We start from the raw sequence: 18353 nt of genomic DNA on the forward strand, positions 1-18353 counted from the left end.
GTGGCGGAAAATCCGCCACCAAGAATCAGTGTTTGATTAGTGTAAATAGGATTGCTGCTGTAGGGGTGAGTTAGGCTGCTGCATGGCCTGGAATGGGTATGCCTGTCCAATACCACTTAAATTTTGCAATCCTTGATATGGAGTCTGTGGTATTACCTGAAATGGCAATGTATGGCCGATACTCGTCATTGGGTTCATCATTTGAGCAGGGAGGGTCCCCAGCTGCTCTTGAATCTGGGTAACAGGGGTAAACTGATTTAAATATGGCTGTGTCGTTATTTGTGGAACGAACTGAGGCATGGCCTGAAATGGCAGTAGCTGACCTAGTCGCGCAACATTGTTGAGAAGTTGGCCCTGTGGGCCACCAATGTAGTTGCCAATTACCGGCGCAGCGCGGTTTATCAGTTCTCCTAGGAAACCCTGGGGCGTATATTGTGGCGCAGCCTGGAAAGGCAGTAACTGACTGAGGTTATTCACAGCATTCACAAATTGGTTTTGGGGGGCACCCAAATAGCCCCCAAATTGTTGCGCTGCCCGGTTGATTAATTCTCCAGTATATCCTTGAGGAATGAATGGCTGGGTAAGTTGAGGCTGAATTTGTGGTAATGCTTGGAAGGGAAGCAATTGACCAAGACCGCCGAGGGAATTGATCAGCTGGCCTTGAGGTCCACCAACAATACCGCTAATTAATGGCGCCGCCCGACTCACCAAATCACCCAGGAAACCTTGGGGGCTCAGTTGTGGTACAGCATGATGAGGGAATATATTGGTGAATCCTGCGACTGTGTTGATTGGAGGAATAGCGTAGTTAAGTGGCTGTCCAAAAGTCCCTTGAGCGTATGCATATGGCTGGTACATGAACGTACTCCTTGAGTAGGCCTTTATCGATATAAAAATCTATCGTCCAGGTATTTCATGGTTTCTGGGTTGAGAGTATTGAGACTTGATAAAGCCCCATTAACAATTTGACCAGCTAGAAGTAAATCAGGTGCCAATAATAGGGGGAATGCTTTAAGTGTCGGGTATCCAGCTGGCTGAGCAGAGTATAGAGAAGCTTTCGCAGTGTGCTGGAAAAGTTTAAGAATTTTTTGTGGCTAAAATCGGTTGAATATAAAGGCGTGAAAAATGTTTGTACCTTTTTAAAAATGTAACGTTTTTTAGCCGATAATTCACTCAGTTTTCTATAAGATGCAGGCCGTGTTGATTCTAAACTTATACATTGTATTGTTTGGAGGAGGCGATGTATTCATCCCCGCTCAAAAGTTTCAGGGTGTGACTTCAAGTAGGCAATCTTATTTAAATTCCTCCTAAATAATAATCATAAAGCATTTCTTCTTTTCTGAGTTGTTTTATGTGTAAGCTAAAAATTCTTCTCTATGGAATCAATGTGGGGTAGGGCGGAGGGCTTTTTTATTCTGCATGTTTCACATGGATCTTTATCAATCTATTGGCTTCGCCGGGTTTAATAGCAGCAGGTAGTGCTGAATGAAACTCTATGTGTGCTGTGAAAAATCTTGGTGCAGTTAAAAAGGCGTAGTATCCAGGATCAAGGTAGAGGTCACCTGGTATCAGGCTACGAATAATGTGATGGACACCCATTAACTTGGAAGGCACTTAAATAGCGGTTAAAAGAATGCACTTATAAAGCCGTTAACATGCTGTTAGTTTCAAGCAAGTATCATCTATATCTGGTCACCAGTGTTGAGGTGAGTGGTATCTACGAAGCAGATGATGCCCTGCAATTGCAGGAGTCCATTGCTCACCAAGTGCACCGCATGCGGTATTTGCCGAAATGAAGGAGCGAAATCAGCAGGAGTACACTATTGATTGAAATATATCCAAAATAAGACTCCCGAATGGGCAAGCCGGTTATTTCAGAGGGGGCGATAACATAAAACCAAAGATGTTCGTATAGCGGGGAGAGATAAAGCCTTCAAAAGCCATAAAGTAAGGTGGTTGAATGCAAAATGTACGAAGATGAAATTTGCGTCGAAAATACTTGACCGATAAAAAGTGGGCGCGTAGTATTCGCGACCTCGGTGAGTAGCGCAGCCTGGTAGCGCACTTCGTTCGGGACGAAGGGGTCGGAGGTTCGAATCCTCTCTCACCGACCATTATTTAAAAAGCCCGCATGCTGCGGGCTTTTTTGTGTCTGTCAGCTTGCTTCTTTTCTCCTGAGTATTTCTAGCACCAACTTTCCACATGGTTCAAAAGCCTTATTAATAAACTCCGGTTATTGTGCTTGGGAATGGTCTGTACTTTTCCATTTTTTGCTCTTATGGGGCAGGGGTTAAGAGGGTGCCGCACATGTAGATGAAGGTATTTTCGCGAGCCCCTAAAGCGAAATGACTCCATACTTCTCACACTTCAAAAATGCAGAGTGGCCTGTTACGTATCCTAAGAAGAAAACTGCCAGTTTATGTCGGCGAGATCGCCAAATTGGTAGCGATTGTCTTTGTGGATTAGAAGGGACTATTCACCCGTGGAGATCCTGAAGCTATTTATGAGATTTTCAGGTAAAAAGGTTACGCCGCTCATTCCCGGCTGGGCTATCTCTACCGATACAATGAGTGGCGCTTTCTTGTCTGGCTTTCGTTATAACCTTTCGATTTAGCTTTTAATTTGTCGAATGAGGCCTTCTTGTGCGGTAGAGGCTACCAACACGCCATCGCGGGTATAGATCTGGCCGCGGGTAAATCCACGTGCACCACCGGCAGATGGGCTATCAGTGACGTACAAAAGCCATTGATCGAGACGGAAGTTGCGATGAAACCACATGGCGTGGTCAACGCTGGCTGGCATCAGGTGTGGATCGAATAGGGAAATATCATGTGGCTGCAGAGAGGTGCCCAGTAGTCCCATATCAGAGGCATAGCAGAGTGCTGCTCGGTGCTCGATAGGGTCATCAGACATTTCGCCCTCTGCACGCAACCAGAACATACACTTGGCTTCTCGAGTTTCGGCACCAAAGTAGCTTTGTGGATCTACTGGGCGGAAGTCGATCATATAGCGGCGCTGGTCATACTGCGGGCTAACGAGGCCAGCCTCCAGAGCCAGTTCCTGAGTGTTTTTTAAGCTTTCTGGGTCAGGTATGTCCACAGCAGGCATGTCGGCCTGATGGTCGAAACCAGGCTCCTGGATCTGGAAAGAGGCCGACATGTTAAAGATCGCGCGGCCGCGCTGTTTGGCCACAACGCGGCGGGTGGTAAAGCTGCCCCCGTCACGTATTGGGTCCACCTCATAGATTACCGGTAGCTCGCTTGATCCAGGGCGTAAGAAATAGGCATGTAGGGAGTGTGGCAGGCGATCCTCGACGGTACGGGCGGCGGCCATCAGGGCTTGGCCAAGCACCTGGCCCCCAAAGAGTACTTTTCGATAATTTTCGACGTGATGGCGACTGCGAAAGAGGTGGCGATCCAGCTCTTCGACGTCGAGAAGTTTGCTCAGCTTTTCCAACATGGACGACTCTACCTGTTACCTATAAGTGATAGTCGGGTTTGCCTGGGCTGGCATTGGAGGTCTGCCCAGAAGAGCGATAATAACAGTAGATGACGTAAAGGCCATTATTAGTCATTAATTTTGCATCAAGTTTCATTGGTGGCTGATGGTTCACTTAGTTGGGCGCTTTGCGTTAGCAATGTGATGTCATTCATGGCGAAAATGATGGCTAACTTGGACCTTAAATGTCGTATTAGGACAAAATTTAGGCGGGCTGCTCTCTCTTTGGGCGTATTTTCTAGGCTAATTTCCCGATTCTCTTTTCCAAGCGACTCGAATTGCCTATCATTCATGAATGAATAGTCAATTTCAGTCCCCAACATTACGGGCAGAGAAGGTCGGAAGTATGGATAAGGCAAAAGAGAAGGTTCAGAGGTTTCGCGCGCGAGAGCAGCGCATCCTGGATGCGGCTCTGGAGCTTCTGCTGGAGCATGGTGAAGAGAAAGTCACGGTTGAGCAGATTGCTGAGCGTGTAGATATAGGCAAAGGCACCATCTACAAGCACTTTATCTCTAAAACAGAAATCTATATGCGGCTGCTGATGGACTATGAAAAGTCCCTGGCAGAGCGCCTGAAGATCGCAGTAGAGAATGCAGAGAAAGGCGACATTACCGCGCCCGCCCGTGCCTACTTTGAGTCCCGTATGGCTGATCCTGGTAAGGATCGCCTCTTTCAGCGCTTGGAAGAAAAGATTATCTCTCTCAATTTGGCGCCTGAGATGATCTCCGAATTACACGCTATCCGTAACTCCAACACCTCGGCTTTAAACCGAGTATTTGAGCGCAGGATAGAGCAGGGGATGCTGAAAAAAGTGCCTGCCTATTTCTATTACTCCACTTACTGGGCCCTAGTGCAGGGCGCAGTAGAGCTCTATCACTCCAAATCCTTTGCCGATGTGATCGAGGATCGTGAGGGATTGATGGAGTTTATTATGGATGTGGGTGTACACATTGGTGATACCTCACAGCGTAAACCCATGGAGAGCGGCCATTCTGGCGACACGGCGGGGTCCTCCTTTGGCTGAGCCACTTTTTCAGCAACTGCAAAAGTTGCAAAAGGAGTTCCACGGGCACCCACCGGTTGACCGGTGGGACCCGGATTTCTGTGGCGATATGGATATGGTGATCAAGAGTGATGGTCGCTGGATTCATGAAGGAACCGAAATCCGCCGCCAGCCACTGGTGAAGTTGTTTGCTAGCATTCTGAAGAGGGAAGGGGATGAGTACTTTCTGGTCACTCCTGTCGAAAAGCTGCGAATACAGGTTGAGGATGTCCCCTTTGTAGCTACTCAGGTTGCGCGCAGTGCCTCAGAGGGTGAGGAGCAGCGGCTATTATTCACTACGAGTGTGGGCGATGTCATCGAGCTGAATCAAGGTAGCAATTGGCAGCTTCAAGAATTCGGCACACCTGCGCAGCCAGTCCCCTACGTAGAAGCCCGAAATGGCCTAATGGCCAGGGTGTCCCGTGATGTCTTCTACCAGCTGGTAGATTGGGCAGAAGAGAGAAGGCTGGGGGAAAATGGTTCTGGGCAGCTGTTTATACGCAGTGCGGGTGGTGAATTTCTTTTGGGTTCTTATTAGCAAGCGCCCTTTTCTAAACCTGGGGTTGTTTTCTATTCCCCCAGGTTTATCTAACTATTTAGATAAGCCCCTCTTGAAATCGCCTTTAACGTAAGTTCTCCCTAGATTCATAACTTTCCATATTTTTTTGAAGTCTTTGTAGTCTTGTGCAAATTGGCAAGATTTAATGGTTTTTATATTTCTTTCATTTTTCTGAAAGCGTATGTAAATCCAAGGGAAATAAAAAATACAATTAAATGTAAAGTTCAAGTTTCTAGTGCAAAAATTACTGAAAACATATAAAAAGTTAACAAATTCGCAATACGCCGTTTCTACACTCCCCTTCGTCCTATTCGCTTAGGCGTAAAAACAAACATAGTGTTCAGGCAGTCAATTATTTGATTTCAAGTTTTTACCTGTAAGTAAAATCTGAGGTCAATATTCATAGGCTGCTCATATTTTGGATATTAATTCCTTTAGGGGGGGGGTATGAAGCGTATACAAAATCGAGTTGTCCTGGCTGCTGTAATTGCGGCTTTATTGGCGGGTTGTGATGGTGGTGGTGTCAGTGTTGAGCCTAAGACCGTAGATAATTCAGTAGATAACTCTGTTGATAATTCTGGAAGTGGTTCTTCAGAAAACCCCTGTGCAATTATCGAAAGCTCGGGCGTGCAAGGTACCTACGAGAGTGGTAACTGCCGATATGGAACCGATTTTGTTTCTGCATCCAATCCTTTAATTGAAGATTTGTACCTCCCGGCGCTTTCAGAAGGTGGAGCCCATATTTTTGATGGTAGTCTTTTTGTTGGTGAAAATTTCTCTAGTGATGCCGACTTGCAGGCCGCTGGTATCACCAAGGGAGGAGATAACGTAAAGCTGGAGATACAGGCTGGGACAACCGTTGCGTTCAAGGATAACTCGGCTTTTATGGTCGTGAATCGTGGCTCGCAAGTTTTTGCCCGTGGTACTGAAACCGCACCAATTACCTTCACTTCTGAAACTGATGTTCGCGGCACTGTGACTGCTGATGCAGTATCCCAGTGGGGTGGAATGGTTATCAATGGTTTTGGTGTTACCAATAAATGTAAATATAAAGGCTCTATTGGCAGCGGAGATTTGGTCTTGGATGGAGAGTGTCATGTTGCTGCCGAGGGGTCTACTGACGATAACACTTCATACTACGGCGGCGACAACAATGCGGATAACTCTGGTGAGCTTTCCTATGTCGTCGTAAAACATACTGGAGCCTTGGTCGCTAGTGGCGATGAGCTCAATGGTATCTCATTTGATGCGGTTGGAAATGGGACTGTGGTAAACAATTTGCAGGCTTATTCCACTTTTGATGATGGGATTGAGTTCTTTGGTGGTGCGGTAGATATTAATAATTATGTTGCTCTTTATGTGCGAGATGACTCAATCGATATTGACGAGGGTTACCGCGGAAGTATCACCAATGCCCTGGTGATTCAGAGTGAAAATGATGGCAACCACTGTATTGAGGCAGATGGAATCGGTTCTTATAAAGACACGATTGATTACACCGCACTGATTAATCAAGGGCTTAACAGTCGCCCTATGATTGATGGTCTGACTTGTATCGTTTCTGCTCAAAAAGAAGGTACGCATGATCCGGGTGCTGGGTGGCGCTTGCGTGAGGGTATTTACCCAATGATTACTAACTCAATAATCGTTGCCTCATTTAAAGCTGACGAAACGGCTGATGATGGTAGCAACTACTGTTTACGTATGGAGAGTGCTCAAACCCGTAACGAAGCGACCTCCGGAAAAGAGCTAGCCCTGACCTCAAACATTTTCGCTTGTGAAGATCGCACTAAAACCGACGAAGCTTCATTCGATTTAGTGGCCTGGGCTGAAGATAACGGTAACCAGTTTGCCCCGATTTCTGGTGCGGTGAGCCCAACCATCGGTATTGATACCAATTTTATTTTGCTAGACGGAGCCCCTGCAATCTATACGGTGGCTGCTGATCAACAGCGCATCAATGATGCCGTGCCTACTGTAACTGCGTTTGAACGCGCATACTTGGGTGCCCTCGATATAAATGGCACTGACTGGACTCAAGGTTGGACTTACGGCCTTCACCAGGGCAACCGTGCACAGCCTCTCTGGTTTGAATAATTAGCTTTAGGGATTGTTAGGAGTATTTCTCCTGAACCTGCAGGGCGCCGCCTTCGCTGATGGGGTTGGCGCCCTGTTTGGTTTTGATACCCCAAAATAGGAATGATAAGAGGCCCGTGTAATGGCTAAATATGAAAATTTCCAGAGGCTGCCGTTGGTAATGGCTATTACCGCGGCCTCTGCTATGGCTCCTGGTGTATTTGCCCAGGATGCGGATTTGGTGGAAGAAAGCACTGGTACAGCACAAGGGATTGAAGAAGTGGTAGTTCAGGGGCGTTTGCGGGACTCCGCAGAGGCCCTGGTCAGTGAGCGCCTGGAAGAAGAAGTGGTCACCGATATCCTTGGTGCCGAGATGATCGGTCGGGTAGGGGATTCTACAGTGGCGGCTGCGTTGCGCAGGGTGTCAGGACTGTCGCTCGTGAGTGATAAGTTCGTCTATGTACGTGGATTGGGGGAGCGTTACTCAAGTACCACGCTAAATGGTGCGATAGTGCCCTCACCGGACCTGACCCGAAATGTAATCCCCCTCGATTTATTCCCTACTTCTATAGTGGATTCCCTGGCTGTTCAGAAGAGTTACTCTGCTGATCAGGCTGCTAGCTTTGGCGGTGGCAATGTGGATATTCGCACAAAGGGAATTCCCGATGATCTGACTTATTCTGTAGAGTTAGGCACAGGAAGCAATACGGAAACCAGCGGTGAGGTTCTGAGTTATCAGGGTGGGGATGATGATATCTTCGGAACTGATGATGGTACCAGGGCACTCCCAGGAGAAATATCTGCAGCGCTAAAACGCTTTAGGGGAGGCTTGGGTATCTCCGATATCAGAAAAGTTCTGGTCGAGGAGGGAAATCAGTATGCCAGTGAGCAGGAGGCCGATGATGCAGCTCAAGCGCTAAATCGTGAACTGGCCTTAAATCTCAATCGTGATATTTCTATCGAAGAGGATTCCAGTGATTTGGATGGGGATGTGAAAGCGAGTGTAGGCAATCGTTTTTCCCTCAATGATCATTGGGAGTTGGGGTTTCTGGCTGGAGCTTCTTATAAAAATAAGTGGAGGGAGTCTGAGAGAACCCTACGCAATTTTGGTGCCCCCAAAGAGCAATTGAATAATCGTAACAAGTCAACTTATTCAGTGGATATCAGTGGGAATTTAAATTTAGGTATACGCTTTGCTGATGAGCATGTGATTGAAACTACGAGTATATTCCTGCGCAATACTGATGATGAAACCTCTATTACTGATTACTTTAATGAGAATCGACAGGTGTCGGACGGTTCTGGTTATCGTGAGTATTTGCTGAAGTATGAAGAGAGAGAGCTAGCCCTGAATCAGGTCAAGGGCAGTCACTCTCTGGAGCCTGAGACCAAAACTCTTATGCCCTTTGACCTCCTCAATTGGGTTCCGGAAGAGGTGGTTGTCGATTGGTTTTATTCGGATGCAACAGCGACCACAGATATCCCCAATCAGGTCGACGTCATTTCCGATACAGTTACTGATCCTACGACGGGTGAAGTGCTTAGCTCTAAGGTCAGTACGGGTTCTCGAAGTGCAGGTTTCCGATTTACAGAGCTTGAAGACGAAGTCAAAAATTACGGTTGGTCAGTCAACTTGCCTCTAGAATTTTCATTTTCAAGTTTGGAGTTGACGGGCGGCTTCGCGAGGATGGAGAAGGGGCGCTCATACAAGCAAACTGAGCTGCGCCTAGATATCTTCAGTGTGGCTACTGAAGATGTACTCGTTGGCCCGCTGGGCGAGGTATTTGGTGATGAAAATATCACCAACAATGGAAATGACTACGTTTTCGACTTGGCGGGAAGTAACAAGCAAAGCTATTTAGCAGCTACGGCTACAGATGCAGTATTTGGTAAATTCGATTGGACATTATTTGAAACCTGGCGAATTTCGGCAGGGGCGCGCTGGGAGGATTACAGTCAAGTGGCACTTGAGTGGAATCCTTATGGCTACACCATAGATGACCCTCAAGTAATAACTGACCCGAAAGAACTGCTGGAAGCCGTATATTCTGAAGATGACATTTATCCATCTTTCTCACTGACTTATATGGGAGAGTTTTGGACGGAGACTTTTCAGCTTCGTTTTGGAGTCTCAAAGACAGCTGTACGGCCGGATCTTCGTGAAATTACCGATGCGTATTATATCGATCCTATTACTGGAGAGCAGGTCAAAGGTAACCCCAGTGTTCGTCCCTCTGAAATCCATAATTATGATCTGCGTGCCGAATGGTTCTTCGATAGTGGGGACAACTTAACGGTTTCCGCTTTTTATAAGGATGTTATTGACCCCATAGAATTTTTTGAAGCGGCTTCCAGTGATACCAATGTAGCCAGGGAAATTATTAATGCCGAGTCTGGAGAAATTACCGGTATTGAAATCGAGGGCATGAAGCAGCTCGGCTTCCTGGGTGACTCGATGGAGAGTTTCTTTGTGCAGGGCAACGTCACTTTGCAGGAGACGGAATTGGTTGCGGGGGGTGAGGCTGATGCGCCTACGAATCCTGAGCGGGAAATGACGGGGGCTTCGGAGTTTGTCGTGAATATGCTTTTGGGCTTTGATAGTCCTGATGGCAACCATTCGGCAACATTGGGGTATAACGTATTTGGTGAGAGGTTGCATCTCGCCGGCCGTAAACTCGATCCAGACTCATATGAACAACCTTTTCATTCTTTGGATTTGACTTACTCCTGGTATCCCATCGAAGAAGTGACAATAAAAGCCAAGATGCAAAATTTGTTGGATGAGTCTATCGAGATTGAGCGTGATGGCGTCATCGTATTCGAAGAGAAGCTTGGCCAATTCTTTGCCTTAAGTGCTCAGTATAAATTCTGATTTTCTGCCTGCTAAATCCTGCTTCCGACTTCTGGGAGCAGGAGTTCATCTGGTTTTGCGTTCTTAGAAGAGCGCTGACTAATAACGCGGATACAAAAATGGCGCCCGAAGGCGCCAGAAAGCAAACTGCTTACATATTTGGGTAGTTGGGGCCGCCGCCACCTTCTGGAGTAACCCAGACAATATTCTGGGTTGGGTCTTTGATGTCACAGGTCTTACAGTGCACACAGTTCTGTGCATTTATCTGGAAACGTTTGCCGTTGGTATCTTCAACCACTTCATAAACGCCTGCAGGGCAGTAACGCTGAGCCGGTTCATCATAAATCGGCAGATTGTGGTTAAGCGGAATCTCCGGATCCTTCAGGGTTAGGTGACAAGGCTGGTCTTCCTCGTGGTTGGTGTTAGAAATAAACACAGAGGAGAGCTTGTCAAAGCTGAGTACGCCATCGGGCTTGGGGTAATCAATTTTTGCGCAGTCCGCAGCCGGTTTCAGTTGTGCATGGTCAGCTTTGGTGTCGCGCAGGGTCCAGGGCAGCTTGCCTTTGAAGATATTGATATCGACAAATGCGTAAGCTGAACCGAGGATGTTGCCCCACTTGTGTTGTGCCGGGCCGAAGTTGCGCTGCATATGCAGCTCTTTCCAGGCCCAGCTGTCACGATACTTGGTGGTGTAGTCGGTCAGCTCTTCACTGTTGCGCTCTGCGGCAAGGGCTTCCACTACGGACTCAGCGGCGATCATGCCGGACTTCATCGCGGTATGATTGCCCTTGATCTTGGCGAAGTTCAGGGTGCCGGCGTTGTCGCCGATCAGCAGGCCGCCAGGGAAGGTCATCTTCGGCTGAGATTGCAGTCCACCTTTAACAATGGCACGTGCACCGTAAGCGACACGCTGACCACCGTCCAAGTATTGTTTGATTACCGGATGATGTTTGTAACGCTGAAATTCGTCAAAGGGGCTTACGTGTGGATTGCTGTAAGCGAGATCGGTAATTAGGCCAACCACAACCTGGTTGTCTTCCAGGTGATAAAGGAAACCACCACCGTGGGTGCCGCTTTGCTCCAAAGGCCAGCCTGCTGTGTGAACTACCAGGCCTTGCTGGTGTTTGTCCGCAGGAACTTTCCAGATTTCCTTAACGCCAATGCCGTAATGTTGCGGATCGGCATCTGTATCCAGCTTGAAGCGCTCGATCAGTTGCTTGCCCAGATGGCCGCGACAGCCTTCGGCAAAAAGAGTGTACTTGGCGTGCAGCTCCATGCCTGGCATATAGGAGTCTTTCTGCTCACCATTTAAGCCAATACCCATATCGCCGGTGGCAATACCTTTTACAGAGCCATCTTCGTTGTACAGAACTTCTGCAGCGGCGAAGCCGGGGAAAATCTCCACCCCCAGGTTCTCTGCCTGCTCGGCCAACCAACGGCAAAGGTTACCGAGGCTGATAATGTAGTTGCCCTCATTGTGCATGGTGCTTGGCACAAACATGTTGGGCACTTTGATGGAATTCTCATCGCTGCGTAGAACGTAGATATCGTCGCCCTTGACCTCTGTGTTCAGCGGGGCGCCGCGCTCTTTCCAGTCTGGGAATAGCTCATTTAGAGCAGTTGGCTCAAAAACTGCGCCGGAGAGAATGTGGGCGCCGACCTCGGAACCTTTCTCCACAACGCATACTGAGACATCTTCATTGAGCTGGCGAATACGGCAGGCCGCTGCCAATCCGGCCGGACCGGCACCCACGATCACTACATCGTATTCCATTGATTCGCGTTCCACGGCACTCTCCTCAGCAGTTGTATTCAACTTTTTGCGGCCATTCCGGCCTTATCATTTATAAAGAGGGCGGATTATATAGGCGTTTATTCAACCCTACCAATTGCATGACTATTCATTTGCTATGGCAAATGTGCTGTATTTCAACAGCTTAGGGAAGCTGAATAGATGGTCTCTATTTCCTGAAATAGATTGCATGAATGGCAGAAGTCACTTCTATTTGGCTATTGATTTTGCGGTATAGAACCGCCACCATACACGCCGTTCAAACACCTGTTTGACCAGAACACCGTATCCGTTCGCGATGAGAATCGTCAGTCGCGGCTGTTAAAAAGCATATTTGAGACGGGATTTCCATGAAAGTTCTTGTAGCTGTGAAACGCGTTGTCGACTACAACGTCAAGGTTCGCCCCAAGGCGGACGGCACTGACGTTGATACTGCCAACGTCAAAATGTCTATCAACCCCTTCTGCGAAATTGCAGTAGAAGAGGCGGTTCGCTTGAAGGAAAAAGGCGTTGTTAGTGAGATAGTCGCCGTTTCCATGGGTCCCAAGCAGAGCCAGGAGCAAATTCGCACAGCACTGGCGCTGGGAGCCGACCGAGGCATTCTGGTTGAGACCGATGCCGAACTGCAGCCTCTGGCTGTGGCTAAGTGCCTGAAGGCGATTGTCGATAAAGAAGAGCCGCAAATGGTTATTCTCGGCAAGCAGTCTATCGATGGCGACAACAACCAAACTGGCCAGATGCTGGGCGCATTGACTGGTATGGGGCAGGGCACCTTTGCTTCCGAAGTGGTTGTAGAAGGCGACGCTGTGAAGGTAACCCGTGAAATCGATGGCGGCCTGCAGACTGTTGAGCTGAAGCTGCCAGCTATCGTGACTACCGACCTGCGTTTGAATGAGCCACGATATGCATCTTTGCCGAATATCATGAAGGCCAAGAAGAAGCCTCTCGATACTACTACTCCCGATGAGTTGGGTGTAGACATCGCTCCTCGCACTAAAACCCTGAAAGTCGAGCCACCAGCAGAGCGTCAGGCTGGCGTTAAAGTTGCCGACGTGGCGGAACTGGTAGAGAAACTGAAAAACGAGGCGAAGGTAATCTGATGAGCATCCTGGTTATTGCTGAACACGACAACGCCGAACTGAAGGGCGCTACGCTCAACACTATCGCCGCAGCTAAGGCTATCGGTGGCGACATCGCCGTCCTAGTCGCTGGCGCAGGCTGTTCTGCTGTTGCAGACGCCGCTGCTAAAGTTGATGGCGTAAGCAAAGTATTGCTGGCTGACAACGCTGCTTACGAGCACCAGTTGGCTGAAAACGTTGCCAAGCTGGTTGCCGATCTGGGAAAAGATTACGGCCATATCCTGGCGCCAGCCACTACCACCGGTAAAAACATGCTGCCGCGTGCCGCTGCGCTGCTGGATGTTCAACCGATCTCTGACATTATCTCTGTAGAGAGTGCCGATACTTTCAAGCGTCCAATCTACGCTGGCAACGTTATCGCGACCGTGCAGAGCTCTGACGCCATTAAGGTGATTTCCGTTCGTACTACTGCTTTCGACGCAGTGGCTGCAGAAGGTGGAAGTGCAGCTGTTGAGGCTGTAGATATTGCCGATGACGCCGGTGTTTCTTCTTTCGTAGGAGAAGAGCTTGCTAAATCCGACCGCCCTGAGCTTACCGCCGCTAGCGTGGTAGTTTCCGGTGGTCGCGGTATGCAGAATGGCGACAACTTCGAGATGCTGTACAAGTTGGCAGACAAGCTGGGTGCGGCGGTTGGCGCCTCACGCGCTGCAGTAGACGCTGGATTTGTGCCAAATGATATGCAAGTTGGCCAAACCGGTAAGATCGTTGCTCCGGACTTGTACATTGCCGTTGGTATTTCCGGTGCCATCCAACATTTGGCTGGCATGAAGGATTCCAAGGTTATTGTGGCTATCAACAAAGATGAGGAGGCTCCAATCTTCTCCGTTGCTGACTACGGCTTGGTGGCAGATTTGTTTGAAGCAGTCCCCGAGCTGGAAGCAAAGCTGTAATTTCTGATTAGTATACTGATCAGTACTGGAAAAGGCGGCGTATTGCCGCCTTTTCTCATTTTTGGCTTCTGGACTACGGAACTAGTGTGCAATTTCGGGGACGAAGTGTTGGTTTGCAACGTTTAACTGGGCAGGAGCGTTGCCTTTCGAAGGCGAAGGCAACAAAATAGGCGTCAAAAACCAATAACCTAAGAAAGTTGAACTTGTATGTGGGTATGTTCATGTCCCCATTAAAGCGAGCCATTGGCTCAGTCGGTAAAGGCTTTAGCCAGGGCGATTCACGCAGATCGCTCTCTCGTGGCACCATGGCGGCATCTGCGGTGGGGTTGCTGTGGGTATCTGGCAATCTACTTGCCTATGGCTCTTTACTGATTCCTGCAGAGCCGGAAGAGTCTCTGCTGGCCGAGCGCAATGATAGTCGTGTGAGTGCCCCCCAGGCAGCTTCAATACCGAACACTCCCTTCTTTGGTTATGCCGAAGCCAAGAAGCAAGAAGCTGTTCCCGAAGTTGATCTCTCCAACCTCCCTATAACCCAGCTGAACATCGTCCTCTCTGGCGTTTTGGATAATTCGGACAAGAGTAAAGCCAGCGCCCTGGTTGCCGAAAAAGGCAAGCCTGCAAAGCGTTTGTATGTGGGGGATTCCCTTCCTGGTGGCGCAGAACTTTATTCTGTTGAGGTAGACCATGTAGTTCTTCGTCGTAATGGCAGGATGGAAAAGCTGACATATCCCGAGATGGATGGCCGCCCCAATGTCCCGCTGAAAAACTACTCAAGCCTGTCACGCAAATCTAGGCAAAGTAGTAGTGCGGGAAGTTCCTCAAGACGTGAGGCGAGCCAGGAAAGTATTCGAGAGCGGATGGAAAAGCTGCGTGAACTGGCCCGTGAGCGTCGTGCTCAGCGCCAGCCCCAATAAAAACTGTCTAACTAGATTGTTTTGAGTTTTTTGAACATTTACTAGAGCCAGATAAATAATGATGAAGATGTTTTATCGACGGCTGATTGCGGTCGGGTTTAGTTTTTTTGTGTCTACTGCAACGCTGGCTCAGGGCCCGGAGAGAGTTACCCTTTCTCTCGACAATGCCGATGTTCGCGACCTGATTAACTGGGCAGCGGATTTCACCGGAAAAAATATAATTGTCCACCCCAATGTAAAGGGAAAAGTCACCGTTGTTGCCGGTGACCCTATGACACATGATGAAGCCTTCGATGTTTTTATGTCGGTGCTTCAAGTAAATGGTTTCAGCCTGGTAGAGCAGGGTGGTACCTGGAAAGTGGTACCCGATGCCCTTGCCAAGCAGCAGGCGATTCCGGTTGCTGATGAAAATACCCGTGCGCCGGCCGAATCATTAGTCGTTCGTACTGTTCGAGTTGAGAATATCTCAGCTTCCCAGTTGATCGCTATGTTGCGCCCGCTGATTCCTCAGACTGGCCACCTGGCAGCTTATGCTGATACCAATACCCTGATTATTGCTGATCGTGCTGCGAATATTGACCAGATTGTTCTATTGGTAAAACAGCTCGATCGTGCAGGTGCCATCGACATTGAAGTGGTGCCACTGATGTTTGCTTCCGCCAAAGAAGTGAAGCAAATTCTCAATGACTTGTTGCAGGCGTCTGGTGGCAAGGGCGCTGGCCGGGAAGTTCAGCCGTTGCGAATCGCAGTGGACGAGCGTTCCAATAGCGTTCTTTTGACCGGTGACCCAGTAACACGCCAGCAGATCAGAACCGTTATTGCCCGCTTGGACCAGCCGCTGGATGGTGATGGCAATACGGCTGTGGTTTATGTTCAGTATGCCAATGCCGCCGACCTGAAACCAATTCTGGAAGGCATGAGCGGTAGTATTCAGAATACAGAAAAAGACCAGCAGGCTGCGAACGTTGAAGTCAGTATTCAGGTCAACGAATCCCTCAATGCGCTGGTTCTCACCGCGCCTCCGGCACTACTGGAAACAATGAAAGGCGTGATCGCACGGCTGGATGTACGTCGTGCTCAGGTGCTGATTGAGGCCATTATTGTCGAGGTTAAAGAGGATACCAATAATAACCTTGGTATCAGCTGGATCACGGGTGATGAAAACCTTGTTGCAGGCTGGAACAACCTACCGGCTGAAGACGGAGATGGGAATATCAATCCGTTCTCCCTTCCTTTCACGAGTATCACTGGCGCGAATGCATTACATTTAGGCTATTTGAGTGGAAGTGATATCCGAGTTGCAGTGAATGCGCTTGCCACAGCGGGCAATACCAATATTCTGTCTACGCCGACCATTATGGCTTTGGATAACGAAGAGGCTGAAATCCTCGTCGGGCAGAATGTACCCTTTATTACTGGTGAGCAATTGTTGTCCGGTAGCAATGACGACCCTTTCACCACTATTCAGCGGGAAGATATTGGTACCACCCTCAAAGTCACTCCACGTGTAAATAACAATAACTCGGTAACTTTGGAAATTGAGCAGAAGGTTGAAAACCTGCTTTCCGCTGCTGCTGATGCCGCTGTGGGTGCCTCGGACATCGTTACTAGTAAACGTGAAATTCGCACCAAGGTATTGATTGATGATGGTGCGATTTTGGTTTTGGGTGGGCTGATAGAAGATAATGTTACTGACTCCGTGCAGAAAGTGCCTCTGTTGGGGGATATTCCAGGAATAGGGCGTCTGTTCCGAAACAACACCAAGAAAGTCGTAAAAACTAATTTGATGGTGTTCCTGAAGCCCAAGATTCTGAGCACCCAGTTGGCTGGCTATGAAGAAACCCGCAAACGCTACATGGATATGCAGCAGAAGCAGATCTTCTTGAAAGACAGAACGAGCCTGCTGTGGGATTGGCACCGCGGTGATGCACTGCCTGACCTGATGCCGCCAACAGGAACTTATAACGAAAGCCCAGCGCCGGTAGATGGTTCTATCAATGCCGTTGACAACCTGGAAGACGCCCTTGAGGGAGTACCTGGCGAGGTTGAAGTGTTGGATGGTGAGGTTGAGGTGCTGGAGGTAGAAGAATCTAAATGACGGTTGATACAGGAACAGGGACTCCAGCAATTCGTCGCCTTCCATATGCTTTCGCTAAGCGCCACAAGGTCCTGCTACTGGAGCAGGAGGGGCGCCCGCTGTGCCAATACGTTGCACCGCTGAGCCCCTCTGCGATTGCCGAGGTGCAACGTATCAATGGTGGTGCGGTAAGCCTGGAGTCGGTGGAAGATGAAATTTTCCAGGTAGCCTTGCAGCGCCTCTACGAAAACCGTGAGGGGGGCAACCTCTCCGAAGTCGAGGGGCTGGGTGATGACTTGGATTTGGCCGCAGTTGTAGATTCGCTACCGGAAACAGAAGACCTACTAGAGCAGGAAGACGATGCGCCCATCGTTAAGCTGATCAATGCGATTTTTGCGGAGTCCCTGAAACAGGGGGCTTCGGATATTCACATTGAGACCTTTGAAAAACGCTTGATTGTGCGTTTTAGGGTAGACGGCGTGCTGCGCGAGGTGCTGCAGCCTCGGCGCGCCCTGGCTCCGCTATTGGTTTCCCGTATCAAGGTAATGGCCAAGCTGGATATCGCTGAAAAGCGTATTCCCCAGGATGGCCGTATTTCACTACTGATGGCCGGGCGTGAAGTCGATGTACGTGTTTCCACCATGCCATCCTCGGCAGGTGAAAGGGTGGTGATGCGCCTGCTTGATAAACAAGCGGGTAAAATGGACTTGTCCAAACTTGGCATGTCCGAGCGGGACCACAATGTCATGACTGAGCTTTTGGCTCACCCACACGGCATTATTCTGGTTACGGGCCCGACGGGCTCAGGTAAAACGACCACTCTCTATGCCGGCCTCGGCAGCATTAACAGCCGCGAAAAAAATATCCTGACGGTGGAAGACCCGGTCGAATACAACCTGGAAGGGGTTGGACAGACCCAGGTCAACACCAAGGCAGATATGACTTTTGCACGGGGCTTGCGCGCAATTTTGCGTCAGGACCCGGATGTGGTGATGATTGGTGAGATTCGAGATCTTGAGACTATGCAGATCGCCATCCAGGCGAGTTTGACAGGTCACTTGGTACTCTCAACCCTGCATACCAATACTGCACTTGGTGCTGTTACCCGTCTGATGGATATGGGCATCGAACCTTTCTTGCTGTCCTCCAGTTTGATTGGAGTTCTGGCACAGCGCCTGGTCAGGGTGCTTTGCCCTACCTGTAAGCAGCCCCATATTCCCGATGAAGGGGAGAGGCTAGTGCTCGGTGTCGCTCCCGCTGAGGATGCTCTCATCTACCGCCCCAATGGTTGTGATGAATGTAACCATAGCGGCTATGTGGGCCGAATCGGTATTTATGAGTTGGTGCCGCTCAATGAAATCATGCGCCAGCTGATCCACGATCGAGCCTCCGAGAGCAAGCTGGTGGCAGAAGCACGTAAATTGGGGCCAAGTATCCGCGATGACGGTATTGCCAAGGTCCTGGCCGGCAGGACTTCCCTTGAAGAAGTCATGCGGGTAACCCAGGAGTCTTAAT

At 49.1% G+C, this 18353-nt stretch carries 13 protein-coding genes and 1 tRNA gene; 11 read left to right on the forward strand and 3 right to left on the reverse strand.

The features are described 5' to 3' along the window. Positions 1 to 36 precede the first annotated feature (36 nt). The gene (locus ACJJIC_RS13100; RefSeq protein WP_445357123.1) at positions 37 to 858 is read right to left on the reverse strand and encodes a hypothetical protein; all 822 of its coding nucleotides are present in this window, start codon (positions 856 to 858) and stop codon (positions 37 to 39) included. Between the two features lie 797 nt (positions 859 to 1655). On the opposite strand from ACJJIC_RS13100, the gene ACJJIC_RS13105 reads away from it, so the two are divergent. Next, a complete protein-coding gene (locus tag ACJJIC_RS13105; RefSeq protein ID WP_444904689.1) occupies positions 1656 to 1796 on the forward strand; it encodes a hypothetical protein in 141 nt (46 codons plus the stop codon). A 241-nt stretch (positions 1797 to 2037) separates the two neighbouring features. Beyond that, positions 2038 to 2114, forward strand: a tRNA-Pro gene (locus ACJJIC_RS13110). A gap of 496 nt (positions 2115 to 2610) precedes the next feature. On the opposite strand, the gene ACJJIC_RS13115 is transcribed toward ACJJIC_RS13110, so the two are convergent. After that, positions 2611 to 3459 carry an acyl-CoA thioesterase gene (locus ACJJIC_RS13115; protein ID WP_252085833.1) on the reverse strand — a complete coding sequence of 283 codons (849 nt, stop codon included), beginning with the start codon at positions 3457 to 3459 and terminating at the stop codon, positions 2611 to 2613. A 385-nt stretch (positions 3460 to 3844) separates the two neighbouring features. On the opposite strand from ACJJIC_RS13115, the gene ACJJIC_RS13120 reads away from it, so the two are divergent. The 4 genes from ACJJIC_RS13120 to ACJJIC_RS13135 all read left to right on the forward strand — a co-directional run bounded on the left by ACJJIC_RS13120 (position 3845) and on the right by ACJJIC_RS13135 (position 10047). Beyond that, the gene (locus ACJJIC_RS13120) at positions 3845 to 4522 is read left to right on the forward strand and encodes a TetR/AcrR family transcriptional regulator (protein WP_252085834.1); all 678 of its coding nucleotides are present in this window, start codon (positions 3845 to 3847) and stop codon (positions 4520 to 4522) included. Next, on the forward strand, positions 4515 to 5078 hold the full coding sequence (locus ACJJIC_RS13125; protein WP_444886117.1) for a DUF1285 domain-containing protein: 564 nt from the start codon (positions 4515 to 4517) through the stop codon (positions 5076 to 5078). The genes ACJJIC_RS13120 and ACJJIC_RS13125 overlap by 8 nt, the downstream gene beginning before the upstream one ends. Before the next feature lie 468 nt (positions 5079 to 5546). Continuing rightward, entirely contained in the window at positions 5547 to 7196 is a 1650-nt protein-coding gene (locus ACJJIC_RS13130; RefSeq protein ID WP_444904690.1) for a beta-helix domain-containing protein, read from the forward strand. Between the two features lie 121 nt (positions 7197 to 7317). Further along, complete coding sequence (locus tag ACJJIC_RS13135) at positions 7318 to 10047, forward strand: TonB-dependent receptor domain-containing protein (protein ID WP_445357124.1); 2730 nt, start codon at positions 7318 to 7320, stop codon at positions 10045 to 10047. Between the two features lie 130 nt (positions 10048 to 10177). Here the strand turns inward: ACJJIC_RS13135 and ACJJIC_RS13140 are convergent, their stop codons facing one another. Next, positions 10178 to 11815, reverse strand: a complete 1638-nt coding sequence (locus tag ACJJIC_RS13140) for an electron transfer flavoprotein-ubiquinone oxidoreductase (protein WP_444884977.1) — start codon at positions 11813 to 11815, stop codon at positions 10178 to 10180. Between the two features lie 353 nt (positions 11816 to 12168). Here ACJJIC_RS13140 and ACJJIC_RS13145 point away from each other — a divergent pair, with 353 nt between their 5' ends. From ACJJIC_RS13145 to gspE, 5 genes are all read left to right on the forward strand, one after another. After that, entirely contained in the window at positions 12169 to 12918 is a 750-nt protein-coding gene (locus ACJJIC_RS13145; protein WP_252085838.1) for an electron transfer flavoprotein subunit beta/FixA family protein, read from the forward strand. Beyond that, on the forward strand, positions 12918 to 13847 hold the full coding sequence (locus tag ACJJIC_RS13150; RefSeq protein ID WP_444884976.1) for an electron transfer flavoprotein subunit alpha/FixB family protein: 930 nt from the start codon (positions 12918 to 12920) through the stop codon (positions 13845 to 13847). The genes ACJJIC_RS13145 and ACJJIC_RS13150 overlap by 1 nt, the downstream gene beginning before the upstream one ends. A 221-nt stretch (positions 13848 to 14068) precedes the next feature. Further along, positions 14069 to 14761 (forward strand): type II secretion system protein N, encoded by a 693-nt coding sequence (locus ACJJIC_RS13155; protein WP_444884975.1) that lies wholly within the window; start codon positions 14069 to 14071, stop codon positions 14759 to 14761. Positions 14762 to 14819: 58 nt separating this feature from the next. Next, positions 14820 to 16859 carry a type II secretion system secretin GspD gene (gene gspD / locus ACJJIC_RS13160; protein WP_252085841.1) on the forward strand — a complete coding sequence of 680 codons (2040 nt, stop codon included), beginning with the start codon at positions 14820 to 14822 and terminating at the stop codon, positions 16857 to 16859. Continuing rightward, a complete protein-coding gene (gspE, locus tag ACJJIC_RS13165) occupies positions 16856 to 18352 on the forward strand; it encodes a type II secretion system ATPase GspE (protein WP_445357125.1) in 1497 nt (498 codons plus the stop codon). Before gspD ends, gspE begins: the two co-directional genes overlap by 4 nt. Position 18353: the final 1 nt, after the last annotated feature.

Source organism: Microbulbifer mixtoriginis (SeqCode) (genome assembly GCF_052468275.1).